The following is a 17,478-nucleotide window of genomic DNA, read 5'->3' on the forward strand; positions in this document are numbered from 1 at the left end:
GAGTAGTCACTTACCTATTCTCCTGCCTGAACCCGACTGCTCCGTTGTCCGTTCTCCGTTGCCATGCGCCTGACGGGGCGGCTGACAGGCGGGAGGTGGTGGCGCCGTGGACCGGTAGATGTGCCCGGTGGGTGTTTTCGTCGTCACGCTGTGCCGGTTCGGTAGAAACTGGGTGCTCCCGCGGGCTCCTTTACTCGTTCCAGTTGTGAGTACCTCCGTATGTGCTTCCCAGCCGGGTGCTTCCTTGGCCTGGTTGCAGGCCTGGCAGAGTCCCTGGATGTTGTCCAAGGTGGTGGGTCCGCCTTCGCGGGCGGGCTGGATGTGGTCGTAGTGGCGGATCGGTGCTCCGCACCACGGGGTCCGGCAGATCTGGTCCCGGGCCGCGATCAGCCGGGCCAGCCCGTGGGGCACCAGCCGGGCACGGGAATCCATCGCCGTGAGGGCCCCCGTGTCCGGGGCCACGTAGAGCCGGCGGAGCCAGGTCTCAGTCTGTGGGTCCGGTCGGCGGAGCGGGGCTGCACCCCAGGCTGGCCCGACACGTCCGGTTCCGGCCCAGCCGGAAGAACCTTGCCGAGGGTCGGGTGGCCCTGCCTGACCATCGGACCTGCCCTGAGCATCGAACCGGTCGTCGGGGTGAGAATCCGGGTAAGTGCCGCTTGAAGGAGGATCATCTGGTTGTGGGTCATCCGGTTCCGGTTCCGGGTTTGGTCCGCGGATCAGGTCCCTGGCCCACTGCGCCGGAACCATTCCGTAACCGGCCAGAACCGCCGGCTCCGCCCCGTCAGGCACGAAGGACTCAGCCGTGCCTCCCGAACCTCGGTTCATCTCTCCTGCACCCCGGACTCGACCGCGCTCCAGCTCCCGGGAAGGATACTCTTCCCGGTTAGCACCCTCTGTCTGACCCTGGCTCCTGTCTCGGCCCTGTTCCCTGTCTCTACCCGGGTCTCTGTCTCTAACCTTGTCCTGGCCGTGGCCGTGGCCGTGGCCCGGTTCGTGGCCCTTGTTCTGGCCCTGGCCCGGTTCGTGTTCCGGTTCGTGTTTCCGGGGCAGGATGCCGTGGAGCAGGGCCTGGTCCGTCATGATCAGCTGCACCTCGATCCGGGCGTCTTCGGCCCGGGCCTGCCCGGTGGCCCGCTCCACGAACGTGTCCGCCATGATCTGACCCTTCGTCCGGGGATCCCCGGCAGCCCGCAACCGGTCCGCTTCCCGGGTCAACGCCGCATACACGCCCACCCCCTGCGCCACCGGCAGCAGGGCCGTCAGATACGTCATGGTGTCCGGAGCCGGACGGCAGGACACAAACCGTTCCGACACCGCATGCGCGGCCCGCTTGACCACCGCATGCGGATCCAACCCGTACGACAACGACTTGATCCGGGCGATCAGCTTCCGGTCCCCGAGCTGCTCCAACTCCACCAGGTTCCCCGCGACCTGCCGGTCCACTTCCTGCCGGTCCGCCAAAGACAGGCACGCGGTTTCGCGGACCAGCAGGGTGGCCCGCCACTCACTGATCACTCCTTTCGAGAGCGCGGACAGGGTGTGGGGCATTTCCGTGGTCAGGATCCGCGCCAACCCCAGCAACCGGGTCCCGTGATGCGGGGATTCCCGGCGGGCCAACGCGATCTGCGCCGCGACGCCGCGGCCCAGCTGTTCCTTCTTCACCCCGGCAGCGGCCTGCGCGCGGCGGGTGGAGGCATCAAAGGCTGCCGCGGCCCGGGCCTGCACCGCGGTAATGGCGCCCTTCAAGTCCTCCAGGGCACGGATCTCCTCGATCAACCGTGCCCGCTCCGCAGCCTCCAACACCGCCAAAGCCTCAGACGGAGCCGTTCCTATGGCCGCAGAACCTGCGGCGGGAATACTAAGACCGCTCGCACCAGTGGCGGCGGAAGCCGCCGGATTGGCAGGGGCGGCGGCAGCAGCAGCACCTGAGTCTGGAACAGCGACCAGACGTCCAGCAGACGCTGGAAGCCTGCTGCCGTCGTCGTCAACCGCTGATGGGTAGTACATACGTTCTATTTTAGTGATCCGGACTAACTTTTCCGCGGAACACACCTACCGGTCAAATACTCGACTTGTGTCTATTCACTCAACTATTCACGCCTTTTCAGGCCCCGGGAGTGCTTGGTGTTGTCAGCCGCCCCGTCTTCGGCATCTGCGAGCGCGCCAGCCGGCGTCCTAGAGTGGTACGGCATAAGCCAGTGTCCGAAGCTTCGTCCGAGCACTCGGGATAAGGCACCCAGGCACCCAGGGCACCCAGGCACCCAGGCACCAAGGCACCAAGGCACCAAGGCACCAAGGCACCAAAGCACCAAAGCACCAAAGCAAGACAACGACAAACCAGACGAAAGGGCCGGCATGACTCCATGGCATCCGGAGCAACAGACCCCAACGGAACGGCTGGACGTCCTTAGCCGCGGCGCAACATCAGCGGAAGCGCTTGCCTTCTTCGATGCGCTTCCGCCCGTTCCAATCAGCGAAATGATCGGCAACTGGCACGGCGCGGAACTCCTAACCGGCCACCCTCTCGACGGTGTTCTGGGCCCGCTGGGTTGGCGTGGCAAGCGGTTTGTCGAACCCGACGAGGCGCATCCGCTGGTCTTTCAGACTAAAGACGGCAAGTCGTTCGAGCTGAATCCGGGGTTTGTCCCGCTGGGACTGGCACTGCGGGCCGGACCGATGCTGCGCCGCATCCCCACAGCAGCCAGGGCTGCCCGCCCCCTTCTCCGGCTGGCCGGGACGACCCGGCCGCGGGCGCGGCTTCGGATGAAGGAATACCGCGGCGTCGTTTCCGCGGCCATGATTTACGACGCGTTGCCCCTGAACGATGCTTTCCGGAAAGTGGACACCAACACGCTGCTGGGTGCCATGGATATGCGCGGCCCCGGTGCGCCCTTTGTGTTTTCGCTCCGCAGAACGAACCATTCCCCGTAGCCTGCCCATTGCCCTGCCGCACCGGACCTGTGAGAGTGTGCCGGTGCATGCAAAGATCCCAGCACCGGAACTGGTAGCCCGGCTCCATGCAGCCGGCTGTGTCTTTGCCATGGAGGAAGCAGCCCTGCTGACCCGCGAATCGGCCACTCCGGAAATCCTGGAGGAGAGGCTCAGGCGCCGCTGTGCCGGAGACCCGCTGGAACAGATCCTCGGCTGGGCGGGCTTCTACGGACTGCGGGTTCCCATTGCACCTGGCGTGTTCATTCCCCGCCGCCGAACCGAGCTCCTAGCCGGCCGTGCTGTCGCTGAGCTTGCTGTCGCTGAGCTTGCCGTTGGCGAGCTTGCCGGACGGCCCCGACCCCTACTCATTGAGCTCTGCTGCGGCTCGGGCGCGGTGACCCTGGCGGTGGCCGCGCATACGGTGTCGCCGTTTGAGTCCTACGCGGTTGACATCCACTGCGCCGCAGTGCGGTGCGCCCGCCTCAACCTGGCCGGCACTGCCACGGTTCTGGAAGGTGATCTGTTCTCTCCGCTCCCTGTACAGCTGAGGGGCCGGGTCGACGTCGTCGTCGCCAACGCGCCATATATCCCCACCGGGCAGCTGGGCACCGTCCCGCGTGAGGCACGCGACCATGAGCCGGCAGCGACGCTCGACGGCGGCACCGACGGCCTTGATGTGCTCCGGAGAATCATCACCCAAGCGCCGCAGTGGCTGCGCCGGAAGGGGTGCCTGCTGCTGGAATGCAGCGAGCGCCAGGCGGACGAAGTGGCGGCGGCCATAGCAGCCCATCACCTTGTCCCGGAAATCGTACGCAATGAGGTGACCGACGCGACTGTCGCCGTCGGCCGGAAACAACCGGAAACACCCTGCACTTCGGAGCCGCCGGAATAGGGAAGACTGGTAGTTCGCACTCTCCAAAGGTGGAACCCCCTTGATCAATCTTCAACAGCACGACGACGGCTTCATGCGCATGGACCGGCATTTCCCCCGGTCCGCCTCCGTCAGCATCACCTTCACCGATGGAACCACCGAGGTCATCACCGGCGCCCGGATCAATAAGGCGTACGACGACGCCCTGGCGGTTTTCCGCGAAAGGAACCACCTGGACGCCAAGGGATTCACCCGCATCGAAAAGAAGCGGGTGCTGGACAACCATAAGATCAACTTCGTCCCCGTGCACCCCGGCATGGCGGAGTAGATCCGTCCAGCGGGCCGCAACGACCTCACTGCCCGCGGTTCTGCAGTGGGCTTTCCGCACCCGCCCGGGGCTGAGCGGACAGATGCCCGAGCATATGCCCCAGCAACTCCGGCACAATGGCCGGGTGGAAATAGTGCCCCATCCCGGGAATGGTGACATGACGGGATCCCGGCACCGCAGCTGCAGTTGCCACTCCGCCGCTGGGATGCACGATGGGATCCCGGTCGCCGTGGATTACCAGGGTGGGAGCCGTGATCCGGGCCAGATCACGCGTGCGGTCCTGCGAGGCGTTTATGGCGCCAAGCTGGCGGGACCGTGCCACCCCGCCGTCCGGGAAAGCACCCCGGTCCCAGGCGATACCAGCCGCCTCGGTGTCGGCCGCTGTGTCAGCCGGGTAGGTTCGCCCGGCCAGGTGCCGCATCATGCCCACCCGGGCCCGGATGAACTCTTCGCGTGAACGCGGCGGACGGGCAGCAAAACGCCGCTTGGTGGACAGTGTCGCAGCACCGGTTTTACGCGCACCGGTGGTGGAAATGATGGACGTCAGGGTCAGCGTCCGGTCCGGATGGTGGGCGGCCACCGACTGGGCGATCATTCCGCCCAGCGACATTCCCGCCACATGCGCCCGTTCGACACCCAAGTAATCCAGCAGACCGACGACGTCGCCGGCCATGTCTTCCAGCCGGTACGCTCCCGGAACGGGGCGGTCCAGCGCCTGCTGCACCAGTGTGGGGGTGGGGGTTGCCATTCTGCTGGAGCGGCCGGCGTCGCGGTTGTCCGGGCGGATTACCCGGTACCCGGCGGCGGTGAGTCCGTCAATGATCGACGCCGGCCAGGAGGTGAGATCCATGCCGAGTCCGGAGACGAGGACTACCGGCTCACCGCCGGCGGGACCGTCGATCCGGTAGCACACCCGAACACCGTTCCCCAGCGTGACAAAGCAGTCCCGGGCGGTAGCGGCGCTGTCCCCCGTGTCCGCGGCAGCCAACCCGTCCGGCCCATCCGGCCCGGAAAAGTGCAGATGTTCATCCACCAGCGCGCCCTTCTGCAAATCGCGGCGGTCGGCCAGGAAATTCATCGTCATCAGCCACGGTGCCTCAGTTCCCTGCCGGGGCAGGAACTCCAGGCTGCGCTGTACGTAACCGGCACCAAAATCCAGCAGCGGCCGGGTCTGCAGCCCCTCCGGTGCGACCGGCACCGCCGCGGTGTAGCCGTGATGGTCCATGTGGTCGAGCAACCGGGAAAACCAGCGGGTCAGGAGCCCAATTTTCAGTGTCCAGGACGCGTTGGTGTACCCGATGGCGAAGGCCATGTTCGGCACGCCGCTCAGCATGACGCCCCGGTACGCCACCCGCTCCGCCAAGTTCACGGGCCCCCCGTCGATCCGCAGTTCCATGCCGCCCAGGATCTGTACGGTGAAACCGGTGGCCGTGACGACGACGTCGGCCGGCACTTCCTGCCCCGAAGCCATCGTGACGCCGCGGGCGGTAAGGTCCGCAACCGCGCCCGTGACCATCCTGGACGAGCCGGTGCGCAGGGCGTCGAAGAAATCGCCGTCCGGCACGGCGCACAGCCGCTGGTCCCAGGGAGCGTAGGGCGGATTGAGGTGCGTATCCAGCTCAAAGCCCTCCGGCAGTGCCCTGCCCTGGATCGCCCGGATGACCCTGCGGGCTGCGCGCGGCCAGCGCTGGCAGAAACTCCAGATGGCACGCTGCCGTCGGGCGCTGACCTCGGCCATGATGCGTCCGGTGCGTTCTGGTCCGACGACGCGGCGCAGTCCGCGCGCCAGCGGATCCACTGCCGGGATTGGAAGGATATAGGAGGGAGTGCGCTGGATCATGGTCACCTGCGCGCCGCGTTCGGCGAGCGCCGGCACCAGCGTGACGGCCGTGGCGCCGCTGCCGATGACGGCTACCCGCTTTCCGGCCACCTCAAGGTCCCCGGGCCAGTGCTGCGGGTGCACGATGGGGCCGGTGAAGCAGTGCGCTCCGGGAAGCTCCGGTGTATAGCCCTTGCCGTAGCCGTAATAGCCGGCGGCATTGAAGATCCAGCCGGCGGTGAGATTTCGAAATTCTCCGGTGCCCACAGGTTCGCCCCGGGCACCGTCCGGGCCGGCCACGGGAGTCCTGGTCAGCTCGACCCGCACGTTCCAGTGGGAGCTCCTGCTGGACCAGTCCGCTGAGACCACCCGGTGGTGGTAGCGGATGAGGCGGTCCACCCCGTACTCGGCCGCTGTTTCTTCCAGGTACCGCAGGATGCTCGGCCCGTCCGCAATGGCCTTCTCCTCCAGCCAGGGACGGAATCCGTAACCGAAGGTGTACAGGTCCGAGTCGGAACGCACTCCCGGATAACGGAAGAGGTCCCAGGTTCCGCCGGCCCGGCCCCTCGTTTCCAGCAGGGCAATGGAGCGGCCGGGATGGTCGGTAACCATGGTGCAGGCAGCACCGATGCCGCTCAGCCCGGCACCAATGATCAGCACGTCCAGGTGTTCCATGGTCTCTCCGGATGCCATTTTTGCTCCCCGCTGTCGTTGCCGGTACGCCTTTATGCTGCTGAGACCGAGACTAGCGGACCGGTCCGACATTCAATGCCCGCGCCCGGACCTGCCCGTTTACGGCGTCAAGCGAATTATCACGTCGCCCGTCCCCTACGCTATGAGGATGTCCGCCGCCGTAATCCGCCCCTATGACCCAGCATGGCCCGGCCTCGCCGCCGCATGGCTGCACAGGATTCAAACATCGTGCGCCGGGCTGAATGGCAGCCCGTCCTTCCGCTACGAGCACATCGGGTCTACCGCTGTTCCCGGACTCGCAGCAAAACCGATCATCGACCTGCAGATACTGACCACCCCGCTGCCCGCCGCACACGAGCTGGAACGGGCACTGGTACCTCTGGGCTTTGCTATCTCTACCGGATCCCGGCCCGATTCTCCCGGGGTGTACTTTGATACTCCCCGCCCGGACACGGACCAGGACCCGGAAAAACACCGGAAGCACCTCTTCTTCACCCCCGGACCCCAGGACGGACCTGCAGTGATCCTGCATGTACGACGCCGGGACTCACCCTTCGGGAAGTACGTCACCACATTTCGGGACTGGCTGCGTGCCAGCCCGGATGAAGCCCGCAGCTACGAGGCGGTGAAACGATCCCTTGCGGCGCAGCTCGGTTCGGCGGCCGACTATGACGGCTACACCCGCGCCAAAACAACGTTTCTCGACGACGCCCACGCCCGGCTGGTCCGGTGGGCGGCCAGCAAGGGTGCCCCGGAACACTGCGCCTAGTTCATTCCGCGTGCGTCAACGGCCCAGGAGCCGGCCAAGGAACCGGAAACAAAGCTCATCCGCGGGATCCAGTGTGCTGCCGGAAGCCGCCGTCGAAAGCACATACCGGTCGTGCAGGTTCACTGCGTTGCACGCGTGGTTCGGCGCGACCAGCACCCGGGTGCCCAGAGCAGGCAGCGGCCCGGACATTTCCACCGTGGCGTGATGCTCCGAGGCCGCCGTAATCCGGGCATCGGGAAACTCAAGCAGCCGCCCGTGGCCGGTGGTCCAGGCCGGCCGGTCGGCACCCAGCGATTTCGTTCCGGAGTCCAGGATGACCCGCCCACCGGCTTTGGAGACGACGGTGGCCACCACGCTGAGGGCGATGTCTTCGAGACCGCAGACGCCCAATTCCAGCTGCTGTGCGTCATTGAAAACATAGACTCCGGGCCGGATGTCCGTGAGCACGGACCGGGCGTAGGCCGCGGAAGGGCTGGACCGGGCGTAGGCCGCGGAAGGGCTGGACCCGCCGCTGGCCAGCTCCGCCGGAACACCGGCAGCCTGAATGCGGTCCAGGGCGGCGGCGAGCGCCAGGCGTTCGTCGTCGGCCGCCAACGTCCCCTGCCCCGGAGCGTAGCTGTGGCCGGGAAAGGTGGACACACCCGCCACGGCCAGCCCCAGGGCGCTCACCTGTGCGGCGAGTTCCCCGGCTGCCGCCGGCCGGCATCCGCTGCGGTGGTGGCCCGAATCGACTTCGATCATCACCTCCGCGGGGATCTTGAACCGCGCCAGCTGCTGGGCTGCCGGCAGGGAATCGACGCCGATGCGAAGCTGCGTCTGGGATGCCACGGCCTGAAGCCGCCGCGCCCGGTCCCCGGTGACCCAGAGCGGATACGCGATGAACAGCCCGGGAACACCGAGTGCCGCAAAAACTTCCGCCTCCCCCACAGTGGCGACCGTCAGGCCCGCCGCACCGGCGTCGAGCTGCCGCCGGGCAACTTCGCGCGACTTGTGCGTCTTGGCGTGCGGCCACAGGCTCAGTCCGCGGGCAGCGGCGGAACGGGCCATATTCCGGATGTTGGTTTCCAGGACGGCAGGATCCAGCCTCAGGTAGGGGGCATCCAGATCGGTGTTCACGGGGTCCTTCCCAGCGGCAGTCGCGGGTTCACCATGCAGTACTTATCACGGCAGGCAGTTTCCCCATTGAACACCAGCACTGTCCCACGCCGGTAACGGCACCTTCCCCAAACCGGCACGCGCAGCCTCCACCCTCCCGCAGCATCCGGGACGCCTCTACCGTTGGGAGATGGACAACTGCTCCGGCTCTCTCCCCGGCGGCTGAAGTGCTGGCCTCCGAACTCGTCGTGATCCTGGCGGCGGCCGTCCTGCTCTGCACGCTGGCCGCACGGCGCACGGGGCTGCCGTCGCCGGTGCTGCTATTGGTCTGCGGCATTGGGCTGGGCTTCATTCCGGCACTGGCGGAGGTGGAGCTGCCGCCCGAAGCCGTGCTTTTCCTGTTTCTGCCGGCGCTGCTGTTCCGGGAGAGCATAACCACATCACTGCGCGAGATCCGCAGCAACCAGCGCGGCATCGTCCTGATGGGAACCGCCCTGGTGGTGGCCACCGCCTGGGCGGTCGCCGCCGCCGCCCACGCGCTCGGTCTGCCCTGGGGGCCGGCGTGGGTTCTGGGTGCTGCCATCGCGCCCACGGACGCCACCGCCGTCGGCGCCCTGGCACGTGTCCTCCCGCACCGCTACGTCACGCTGCTGCGCGCGGAAAGTTTGATCAATGACGGCACCGCGCTGGTCATTTACGGGGTGGCGGTCGGAATTACGGCCGGCACGGAGCAGCTCAGCGCCCTGGATGTTTCCGGGCTGTTCCTGCTCGCGTACGCAGGCGGCATCGCTGCCGGCCTGGCAACCACGTGGCTCAGTTTCCGGGCCCGGCGGTGGGTGCAGGACCCCCTGCTGGGCAACGTCGTGACCATCCTGACGCCCTTTACCGCTTTTGTCCTGGCGGAAGTCATCAACGCCTCGGGGGTGCTGGCCGTCGTCGTGGCGGGACTGGCGATGAGCCAGGCCGGTCCGCGGATTATCCGGGCCGACACCCGGCAGCAGGGGCAGGCATTTTGGTCCCTGACCACGTTCCTGCTCAATGGAGCCCTGTTTATCCTGGTGGGGCTGGAGCTGCCGCGGGCCGTCAGCGAGCTGCCCGGCCGGCAGCTGGCGCAGGGCATCGTGCTGGTGGCGGTGGTAACCGTGGTGATCATCGCCGTCCGGCTCGCGTATCTGTTTGCCGACGCCTCCCTGCTCCGGCTGTTCAGCCCACGCGCACGACGGCGGACGCAGCAGCCGGGCAACCGCACCTGGGTGGTGAGCGGGATGGCGGGCTTCCGCGGCGCCGTGTCACTCGCCGCAGCGCTGGCGACCCCGCAGCACACCGCCTCCGGCGCGCCTTTTCCCTACCGGGACCTGATCATCTTCGTGGCAACGGGCGTCATCATCCTGACACTGGTGGCGCAGGCTCCCCTGCTGCCCGTCGTCGCGCGCTGGGCCAGGCTGCCGCTGGATACCGCCCGCCAGCAGGAAGAACAGCACCTTGCGGAAACCACGGCCGTGGCGAATGCCTTGGAAGCACTGCCTGATGTTGCCGCAGAGCTGGGGACCGACCCGGTTGTCGCGGATGAGGTCCGCACCGAATACGAACGCAGGCTGGCCACGCTCAACGCACTCCGCGACGGGGACCAAGGGGACGACGACGGCGTCCGCCACCTTGCGCGCGCCGCCCAGTACCGGGACCTGGGTCTGGCGCTGCTGGCCCTGAAACGGAGCACCGTTATCCAGCTGCGGGACGAGCGGCAAATCGACGACGCCGTCCTGCTGCGGGTGCAGGCGGCACTGGATGTGGAGGAACTGCGGCTTGCCTCCCGCCGTAACCCCGGGGACGACGGCGGCGAGGGCGAAGCGGGGGCCTGAGCCCACTGTGCGCCTCACCCGCGCACCCGCCTCCCGGCACGGGGAACGCCGCGGCTGCAGACCTCCCGCCACAGGATCGGCCACAGGGTGGGTGGAACATCGCGCGGCAGGCACCCCCGCGGAATTCCTGCCGCCGCCAGCGCCGAACGCGCCGTGCGGGGCCCGCCCAGCACTCCGGCGAGGACAGCTTCGAGGCCGGAGCCGGGACCGGTGAACACGTCCTTGACGAACCGCGAATAGCACGTCCGGTCCCCCGGTTCGACCAGCGGAACTGGACGCCGCTGCACCGTCAGGACGCCGCCGTCGACCCCGGGCTGCGGCCGGAAGCCGCTGGCCGGCACGCGGCAGTGCAGCGCGAACTCGAACCAGGGAGCGCTCTGGGCCGTGAGCATGGTGCCGCCGCCCACGCCGGCGCGCTTGCGGGCCACCTCCCACTGGGTCAGCAGCACGGCGTCCTGCCACTGGCCGGACGCGAGCAGCCGCCGCAGGATGGGCGTGGTGAGGTGGTACGGAATGTTGCCGGCAATAATGCGCCGGTCCAGCGGCACCGACAGGGCATCAGCCTGCAGGACGACGACGCCGGGCGTCGCCGGCGCGAGCCGGCGCCGAAGCCGCGCGACGGAACGAGGATCGATGTCCACAGCCAGCAGGTCCCGGCCCAGCCGGGCGAGCTCCAGGGTGAGGGCCCGCCGCCGGCGCCGATCTCGAGGACGCTGCCCTCGGCCGCCCGCACCAGGTTCACCATGGTCCGGATGGCGGGGCGGTGGATGAGGTGGTTCTGGCCGAGTTCGTGCCGGCCGCCAACAGAACTAGTAGAACCAACAGAGCTAAGAGATGGGTACGCTTCCATGAGCGCTCCAGTCGTCGGAGACGGAGCACCCTTTCGGCGGGGCAGGCCTCACCGTCCGGGCGCGGGGGCATCCGGAACGACGGCGCACTAACCGCGGGGCTAAGACTCAGGCCGCGGGGTAAGACTCAGGCAGTGCGCGCCGTCAGTGACGGCGAACGCGGACCGCCTTGATGCAGGAACGCACAAACAGAGATGTCAGAGGCATGCCATGAGGGTACGCCTTATTGCTCTTCCGCGGGAGGGCTGCTGCGCCCTGTGGTTCGGTCCTGGCTCATGATCCCCAGCACAAAAAGCGTGGTTCCGAACACCACGGAGGTGATCCCCCTGCCGTCGGCCGGTTTGAAGTGGCGCCGAGCAACACGGTCGTTTGCGATCCTGCGTGTAGAAACCCTGCACTAAGTGCGGTTCGGATGGACGCGGTGTTGTCTGTTCTGGCACGCCACTGCGGGATAAGTCCAGATTCGGCCGCGTGATTCACGGCAATCGAAACAGCGGTAGCCGCATGTCCCTGCCCGCGCTGGTTCGGAGCAGTGAGGACGCCCATGTGCGCCAGGGTGTCTTCCCATACGTCGTAACCGGATCCGGCCAACGGACACGGCGCCGGGCTTTCGTTTCCGAGCAACACAAACGTCTTCCCCATCTCGCTCAGGCCCACTTCGGTCAGGTCTTCCCGAGAGCAAACGTGCTCCAGAGCAACTGCGTGCTCCGAAGCACGGCTCATGATTGTGGCCGCGGGAACCGGGACGCAGGGAACCGGGTCACGGAAATAGAGCCAGGCTTCCCCAATGGCTGACCGCCACGCGGCTGGCTGCTCTCCAGCAGTTGCGCGTGGCTCGTTAGTTCCTTGTCAGTGAAATCCCGGGCGGCTGTGATCGCCCACCCGGGCCCCACCACAATCCCAACCCCGAACAACGAAACAAACATGACCACTGAACTGTCGTTCTTCTCCCGATAAATTCGAGTGCCCCTCGCGGCCAAGGATTCCGGCGGGACACCGATAATGCGCGCCCAGGCAGTCCGAATGGTCAGGACAGTCTCAGGAAACAGGGCATCCTCGGGGTTCTGGACAGCGCCGGGATTCTGCTTCATGTACGGACTCTATCCGAACCAGTCAACGCTGGTTGGAGGCCCCGGCAGCTACCGGCGCAACCGGACCCGGACGGAGGCCGCGGCACAGGCGATCACCGCGGCCCCGCCCAGCAGTGTGGGCCAGGTGAGTTGCTCGCCCACAAGCAGTGCCGCCCAGCAGATGGTCAACACCGGCTGGACCAGTTGAATCTGGCTGACCTTTGCCATGGGGCCGATGGCCAGGCCCCGGTACCAAGCGAAAAACCCCAGGAACATGCTGACCACGCCCAGGTAGGCGAGCGCGGCCCACTCTCCGGGAGAGCCCGACGGTGGCTGCCGGACGACTGCGGCCGCCGTCAGCACCGCCATGAGCGGCGCCGCCAGGACAAGCGCCCAGGACACGGTCTGCCATGCGCCGAGCTCGCGTGCCAGCAGGCCGCCCTCGGCGTAGCCCGCTGCCCCGGCCGCGACGGCACCCAACAGCAGCAGATCGGACCAGCGGAGCCCGCCCAGCCCGCCGCCGTGGAGGGCCGTGAACGCCACGACGGCGGCGGCCCCGGCGGCCGCCATAATCCAGAAGAGCAGGGGCGGACGCTCGTGCCCCCGCACTACGGCGGCGACGGCAGTCGCCGCCGGCAGGAGGCCAATGACGACGGCGCCGTGGCTGGCCGGAGCCGATGTCAGTGCGAAGGACGTCAGCAGCGGAAATCCCAGGACCACGCCGCCGGCCACGACGGCCAGCCGGATCCATTGCCGCCGCTGCGGAAAGCGCTGTTTAGTAAGCACGAGTGCGGCGGCCGCCAGGACTGCAGCAATAATGGCCCGGGCGGATCCGATAAAGAGCGGCGAGAGGCCGCCGTCCTGCACCGCGATACGCGTCACCGGCAGGGTCAGGGAAAACGCGGCCACGCCCAGCAGGCCCCACCCCAGCCCGGCTTTCAGGCCGGCTCCGGGAACGGATAGCGGTAGTGCGTGGCCTACAGTAGCGCTACTATGCTGTGTCATGACTCACGATAGCAGCAGTGTCCGCATCGTCACAGGCCTGCGCGCGTGGATTTCGGCGGCGGCCCCCGGGGCCCGAATTCCGTCCTCACGGGCGCTGGTGGCACAGTACGGAGCGAGTCCGGTAACCGTGCAAAAGGCGCTGCGCAGCCTGAGCGCCCAGGGCCTGATTGAAAGCCGTCCCGGCGTGGGCACCTTTGTCCGTGCCGCCCGGCAGGCACGGGCGCATGACTACGGCTGGCAGACTGCTGCGCTCGGGTCCCCGCCGGCGCGCCTGCCGCAGGTGTCCGCGGCCCTGCGCACCGCGCCAAACGATGTCATCGCCCTGCACTCGGGTTATCCCGACCGGGAGCTGCTGCCCGAACGGCTGGTCCGGGCAGCCTTTACCCGCGCTGCCCGCAGCGGCGCGGCAGTGAGCCGTTCCCCGCCGCCGGCCTGCCGGAGCTGCAGGCCTGGTTCGCTGCGGAGCTGGGAGCGACAGCCCCGGCCGGTGCCGCTCCCCGTCCGCCGGCGACGTCGTCGTCCTGCCCGGCAGCCAAAGCGGGCTCAGTACGGTCTTTCGGGCCCTGGTGGGCGCGGGCCGGCCCCTGCTGATGGAGTCGCCCACCTATTGGGGAGCCATCCTCGCCGCCGAGCAGGCGGGGGTCGAGGTGATTCCGGTTCCGAGCGGCGTCAACGGCCCCGATCCCGCAGACCTGGTGCGCGCCTTTGAGCAGACGGGTGCCCGTGCCTTTTATGCCCAGCCCACCTTTGCCAACCCCACCGGCATCCAGTGGACGCCGGATCTTTCCGCAGAGGTGCTCGACGTCGTGCGGCGGTTCGGTGCGTTTCTCATCGAGGACGACTGGGCCCACGACTTCGGCATCAGCGCCGACCCAAGCCCTCTGGCCGCCCGGGACGACGGCGGACACGTGGTCTACCTGCGGTCACTGACCAAGAGCGTGTCCCCGGCGGTGAGGGTGGCCGGCATTGTGGCCCGGGACCGGCCCGGGAACGGATCCTGGCCGACACTCAGGCGCAGTCCATGTACGTCAGCCCGCTCCTGCAGGCGGTGGCGCTCGACGTCGTGACCCAGCCCGCGTGGAAGGCGCACCTGCGCGGGCTGCGCCATCAGCTCGTCGACCGGCGCGACCTGCTCGCCGCAGCGCTGCGTGAGCACGTTCCCGGGGCCGAGCTGCCGGTGCTGCCGCGCGGCGGACTGAACCTATGGCTGCGGCTGCCCGACGGTACCGACCTGCTCCGGCTCGTGCGCGACTGCGAGAGCGACGGCGTCGTGGTTGGAACCGGAAACGAGTGGTTCCCGGCCGAGCCCACCGGGCCGCACCTGCGGCTGAATTACTCCGGCCAGAATCCGGGGGCGTTCCCGGAGGGCGCACGGATTATTGGCAGCGCGCTGGCACGGCAGCGGAGCGGGCACTAACCGCTGCGGTGGGATGCCTCGGGATCGTCGGGCGCTTCCCGCCGGCGCTCCATCAACAGTTCCTTGGTCCTGACCAAGCGCAGGGCCGTCACCAGCACCAGCCCGCCCACCATGTTGAAAAGCAAGGTGTAGGCAAACCACACGAACCATTCGAGGTAGGTGATCCCGGCACCGGACTGGATGGCCCCGAAGATCAGCAGCGAATCCAGGATCGAATGGAACAGTTGCAGCCCGGCGAGGAGGAACCCGCCGATGACGGTGGCGATGATCTTGGCCGGGTCCGAGGAGGTGCCCTGCTGCATCCGGCTCATCAGGGTAATCGTGCTGCCACCCAGAATCGCCAGGGCAACCGTCTGCAGCGAGAACGGTGCCTCGGTGAAGTGTTTGGCCGATTCCGCAATCGTCGGCTCCCATTGCGGAAAGGCCTGCATGACAATCCACATAAACACCCAGCCGCCGGCGAGATTCGCCAGCAGCGTGCCGCCCCATAGCTTGCCGAGCTGCCTCACGCTTCCTTCCCGCGCCACGACGGCGGCAACGGGCATCAGGAAGTTCTCGGTGAACAATTCACTGTGCGCGAGGTACAGGGCAATCAGGCCCACGCTGAAGGCAATACCGGCCAGCAGATGATCCCCGGTTTCGTGCATGACGGCCAGGTAGGCCATGACACCCAACCCGACCTCAAGCCCGCCAAACACTCCGGTGATAAGGATGGTGCGGAGGGTCCGGTGCAGGCGTTCGGCACCTTCCGTAATCGTGTTGTCAAAGGATTCCTGGAGTTCATCCTCAACGGGCGCTTCCGATTCTCCGATTTCTCTGCGGCGTTCCTCGCTCATGGTGTCCCTTCGGTGCGCGTCGGTGGGGCGCCTCATTACCGTACGGATTAAACAGTAAGCCTGCTGAGGAAAATTGGGGTGGCCCGGCGCCCTTCACCACCGGCTGGGGCAGCCCCATTAGACTTTCAGGCATGGCACAAACGACGGCGGAACCCGGCACCGGTACCCGCACCACCGCTTTATGGTTCTTCCTCGGCTTTCCCGCCGCTCTCGTGCTGGTGGTGCTTGGGGCCCAAATCCACGGCCTGGACTTCACCGTCTACCGCGAGGGGGCATTGGCCTTCCTGGGACGCAGCGAACACCAGCTGTATGACCCAAGCCTGGTCCAGACGGACACCCGAGGACTGCCGTTCACCTATCCGCCGTTTGCCGCACTGCTGCTGACGCCGTTCGCCTTCCTTCCCGAGGCTGTGGGCCTGGTGCTGATCACGGCCACCTCATGCGTATGCCTTGTCATCACCGCACTGCTGGCCGCGCGCTACCTCCAGCTCAACAACGTCCTTCCGAAGCGTCTTCAAGGCGCGCTTGGTGGGACGGCCGGCGTCATCGTGGTGACCACCCTGCTGATCGGCGTGCTCGGGCCGTGGCGCGAGGGCCTGGGCTTCGGGCAGATCAACCCGATGCTGATGCTCCTGATTGTTGCGGACCTGCTCCGCCCGGCGTCATCGAAACTGCCCCGCGGCATCCTGATCGGCCTGGCCGCCGGCATCAAGCTCACCCCGCTGGCCTTCGGCCTGATCTTCCTGGTCCGGAGGGACTGGCGGGCCATCCTGACCCTGGGCATCACGTTTGCGGCAACGGTAGCCGTCGGCTGGATCGCGTCGCCGGAGCAGTCGCGCATCTTCTGGCTCGACTCGCTGTTTGACCCGGCCCGGGTGGGCGACACCACGGACATGTACAACGTGTCCCTGAATTCGCTGATCGCACATCTTGGCACGCCGGAGGCCCTGCAGCGTCCGCTGTGGCTGCTCGCCTCGGCCGCCGTCGTCGTGCTGGGGTACCTGGCTATCCGGCGCTCGGACGAGCGCGGAGACGCAGTGGCCGCCATCAGCGCCAACGCCGTGGTGATGCTGGCCATCTCACCGATTTCCTGGTTCCACCACTGGGTCTGGATTGCCCTACTCCTTCCGGCACTGTGGGTCGCGGTACGACGGCGGCGGGCCGGGGTGCGTGCCGCGGGCGGCGCCGTGCTGGTGGCGATGGTCCCGGTGTTCATGCTGTCCTCGGTCACCATCACCATGACGCTCACCGGAGTCGTAAGCGGGCAGGGGCCGGCGGCACTGGAACTGTTTACCGGCCTGGGCGTGGTGCTGCCGGTGGCGGCGCTGGTTTTCTGGGCCACCGCGCCGGTGCCGGGACGCGCGACAGGGAACAGTAAGGCCGTCCGGAGGCGCCCGCTCCGGCGTTAGTAGCGCGGACCCTCGACGGACCCCAGGGCCAGCAGCTCCCGCGAGCGCCGGTACTTCGCCGCCAGCCGCGTCCGCGTCTCCTCATCCAGTTTCCCCACCCGTTCGGGGCTGGTGTTGTCATCCAGATCCGCAGCTTTGACGATCCGGGCAATGTTGTTGGCCCGGACACGTTCAAAGTAGCGTTCCGGGGGCTCGCCCACACGTTTTGTCATGGCGTCCACGCCTTCGATCACCGTTTCGGGGAACCCTGCGCGCGCAGCGTCTCCAGGGTGGTTCCGGTATCTTCCACGGCGTCGTGGAGCCACCCCACAGCCCCAACCTCCTGGCGCAGATGATCCGGTGCCGTTTCCGCCGCAGTCCGGGCCACCCGTTCGGGGTGGCTGATGTAGGGGCTCCGGCTTTGTCCGCCTGTCCCTCGTGGGCTGCCCTGGCCACGCGTTCAGCGCGGGCTATGAGGTTTTCCATGTGTTCCCCTTGCTTGGCCTGCATCGGCCACTGGTTCGTTTCGAGTTCTGATTGGCCGCCCAA

14 protein-coding genes and 1 pseudogene are annotated in these 17,478 nt (G+C 67.4%); 7 read left to right on the top strand and 8 right to left on the bottom strand.

Features of this window, described 5'->3' with window-relative positions:
• Window positions 1-6: 6 nt before the first annotated feature.
• Window positions 7-1,803: an HNH endonuclease gene (locus OL239_RS10760; protein ID WP_268908935.1), complete on the bottom strand. Its 1,797-nt coding sequence runs from the start codon at window positions 1,801-1,803 to the stop codon at window positions 7-9.
• Window positions 1,804-2,355: 552 nt separating this feature from the next.
• Here OL239_RS10760 and OL239_RS10765 point away from each other — a divergent pair.
• From OL239_RS10765 to OL239_RS10775, 3 genes are read left to right on the top strand one after another with little or no spacing between them, the layout of a single operon-like run.
• Entirely contained in the window at window positions 2,356-2,931 is a 576-nt protein-coding gene (locus tag OL239_RS10765) for a DUF4334 domain-containing protein (protein ID WP_268908936.1), read from the top strand.
• 43 nt (window positions 2,932-2,974) lie between these two features.
• The gene (locus tag OL239_RS10770; RefSeq protein ID WP_268908937.1) at window positions 2,975-3,823 is read left to right on the top strand and encodes a putative protein N(5)-glutamine methyltransferase; all 849 of its coding nucleotides are present in this window, start codon (window positions 2,975-2,977) and stop codon (window positions 3,821-3,823) included.
• A 40-nt stretch (window positions 3,824-3,863) separates the two neighbouring features.
• Window positions 3,864-4,130: a hypothetical protein gene (locus tag OL239_RS10775; RefSeq protein WP_268908938.1), complete on the top strand. Its 267-nt coding sequence runs from the start codon at window positions 3,864-3,866 to the stop codon at window positions 4,128-4,130.
• A gap of 25 nt (window positions 4,131-4,155) precedes the next feature.
• Here OL239_RS10775 and OL239_RS10780 read toward each other — a convergent pair whose 3' ends face one another.
• Complete coding sequence (locus OL239_RS10780; protein WP_268908939.1) at window positions 4,156-6,642, bottom strand: alpha/beta fold hydrolase; 2,487 nt, start codon at window positions 6,640-6,642, stop codon at window positions 4,156-4,158.
• A 148-nt stretch (window positions 6,643-6,790) separates the two neighbouring features.
• Between OL239_RS10780 and OL239_RS10785 the strand changes: the two genes are divergently transcribed.
• Window positions 6,791-7,411, top strand: a complete 621-nt coding sequence (locus OL239_RS10785; protein WP_268908940.1) for a GrpB family protein — start codon at window positions 6,791-6,793, stop codon at window positions 7,409-7,411.
• 15 nt (window positions 7,412-7,426) lie between these two features.
• Here the strand turns inward: OL239_RS10785 and OL239_RS10790 are convergent, their stop codons facing one another.
• The gene (locus OL239_RS10790; protein ID WP_268908941.1) at window positions 7,427-8,527 is read right to left on the bottom strand and encodes an alanine racemase; all 1,101 of its coding nucleotides are present in this window, start codon (window positions 8,525-8,527) and stop codon (window positions 7,427-7,429) included.
• 206 nt (window positions 8,528-8,733) lie between these two features.
• On the opposite strand from OL239_RS10790, the gene OL239_RS10795 reads away from it, so the two are divergent.
• Window positions 8,734-10,365, top strand: coding sequence for a Na+/H+ antiporter (locus OL239_RS10795; protein ID WP_268908942.1), 1,632 nt, complete (start codon window positions 8,734-8,736; stop codon window positions 10,363-10,365).
• Window positions 10,366-10,379: 14 nt separating this feature from the next.
• On the opposite strand, the gene OL239_RS10800 is transcribed toward OL239_RS10795, so the two are convergent.
• From OL239_RS10800 to OL239_RS10805, 3 genes are all read right to left on the bottom strand, one after another.
• Entirely contained in the window at window positions 10,380-11,006 is a 627-nt protein-coding gene (locus OL239_RS10800) for a ribosomal RNA small subunit methyltransferase A (RefSeq protein WP_268908943.1), read from the bottom strand.
• Between the two features lie 480 nt (window positions 11,007-11,486).
• Window positions 11,487-11,936 carry a GNAT family N-acetyltransferase gene (locus OL239_RS20160; RefSeq protein ID WP_442864135.1) on the bottom strand — a complete coding sequence of 150 codons (450 nt, stop codon included), beginning with the start codon at window positions 11,934-11,936 and terminating at the stop codon, window positions 11,487-11,489.
• A 416-nt stretch (window positions 11,937-12,352) separates the two neighbouring features.
• Window positions 12,353-13,288 carry a DMT family transporter gene (locus OL239_RS10805; RefSeq protein ID WP_268908944.1) on the bottom strand — a complete coding sequence of 312 codons (936 nt, stop codon included), beginning with the start codon at window positions 13,286-13,288 and terminating at the stop codon, window positions 12,353-12,355.
• On the opposite strand from OL239_RS10805, the pseudogene OL239_RS10810 reads away from it, so the two are divergent.
• Window positions 13,287-14,705, top strand: a pseudogene (locus OL239_RS10810) (aminotransferase-like domain-containing protein). The gene OL239_RS10805 and the pseudogene OL239_RS10810 overlap by 2 nt on opposite strands.
• On the opposite strand, the gene OL239_RS10815 reads toward OL239_RS10810, so the two are convergent.
• Window positions 14,702-15,541 (bottom strand): formate/nitrite transporter family protein, encoded by an 840-nt coding sequence (locus tag OL239_RS10815; RefSeq protein WP_268908945.1) that lies wholly within the window; start codon window positions 15,539-15,541, stop codon window positions 14,702-14,704. The pseudogene OL239_RS10810 and the gene OL239_RS10815 overlap by 4 nt on opposite strands.
• A gap of 131 nt (window positions 15,542-15,672) precedes the next feature.
• Here OL239_RS10815 and OL239_RS10820 point away from each other — a divergent pair, with 131 nt between their 5' ends.
• Window positions 15,673-16,950 carry a glycosyltransferase 87 family protein gene (locus OL239_RS10820; protein WP_268908946.1) on the top strand — a complete coding sequence of 426 codons (1,278 nt, stop codon included), beginning with the start codon at window positions 15,673-15,675 and terminating at the stop codon, window positions 16,948-16,950.
• Here OL239_RS10820 and OL239_RS10825 read toward each other — a convergent pair.
• Window positions 16,947-17,162, bottom strand: coding sequence for a hypothetical protein (locus OL239_RS10825; protein ID WP_268908947.1), 216 nt, complete (start codon window positions 17,160-17,162; stop codon window positions 16,947-16,949). The genes OL239_RS10820 and OL239_RS10825 overlap by 4 nt on opposite strands.
• Window positions 17,163-17,478: the final 316 nt, after the last annotated feature.

This window comes from Arthrobacter sp. ATA002 (assembly GCF_026898095.1).
Taxonomy (GTDB): Bacteria; Actinomycetota; Actinomycetes; order Actinomycetales; family Micrococcaceae; genus Arthrobacter_B.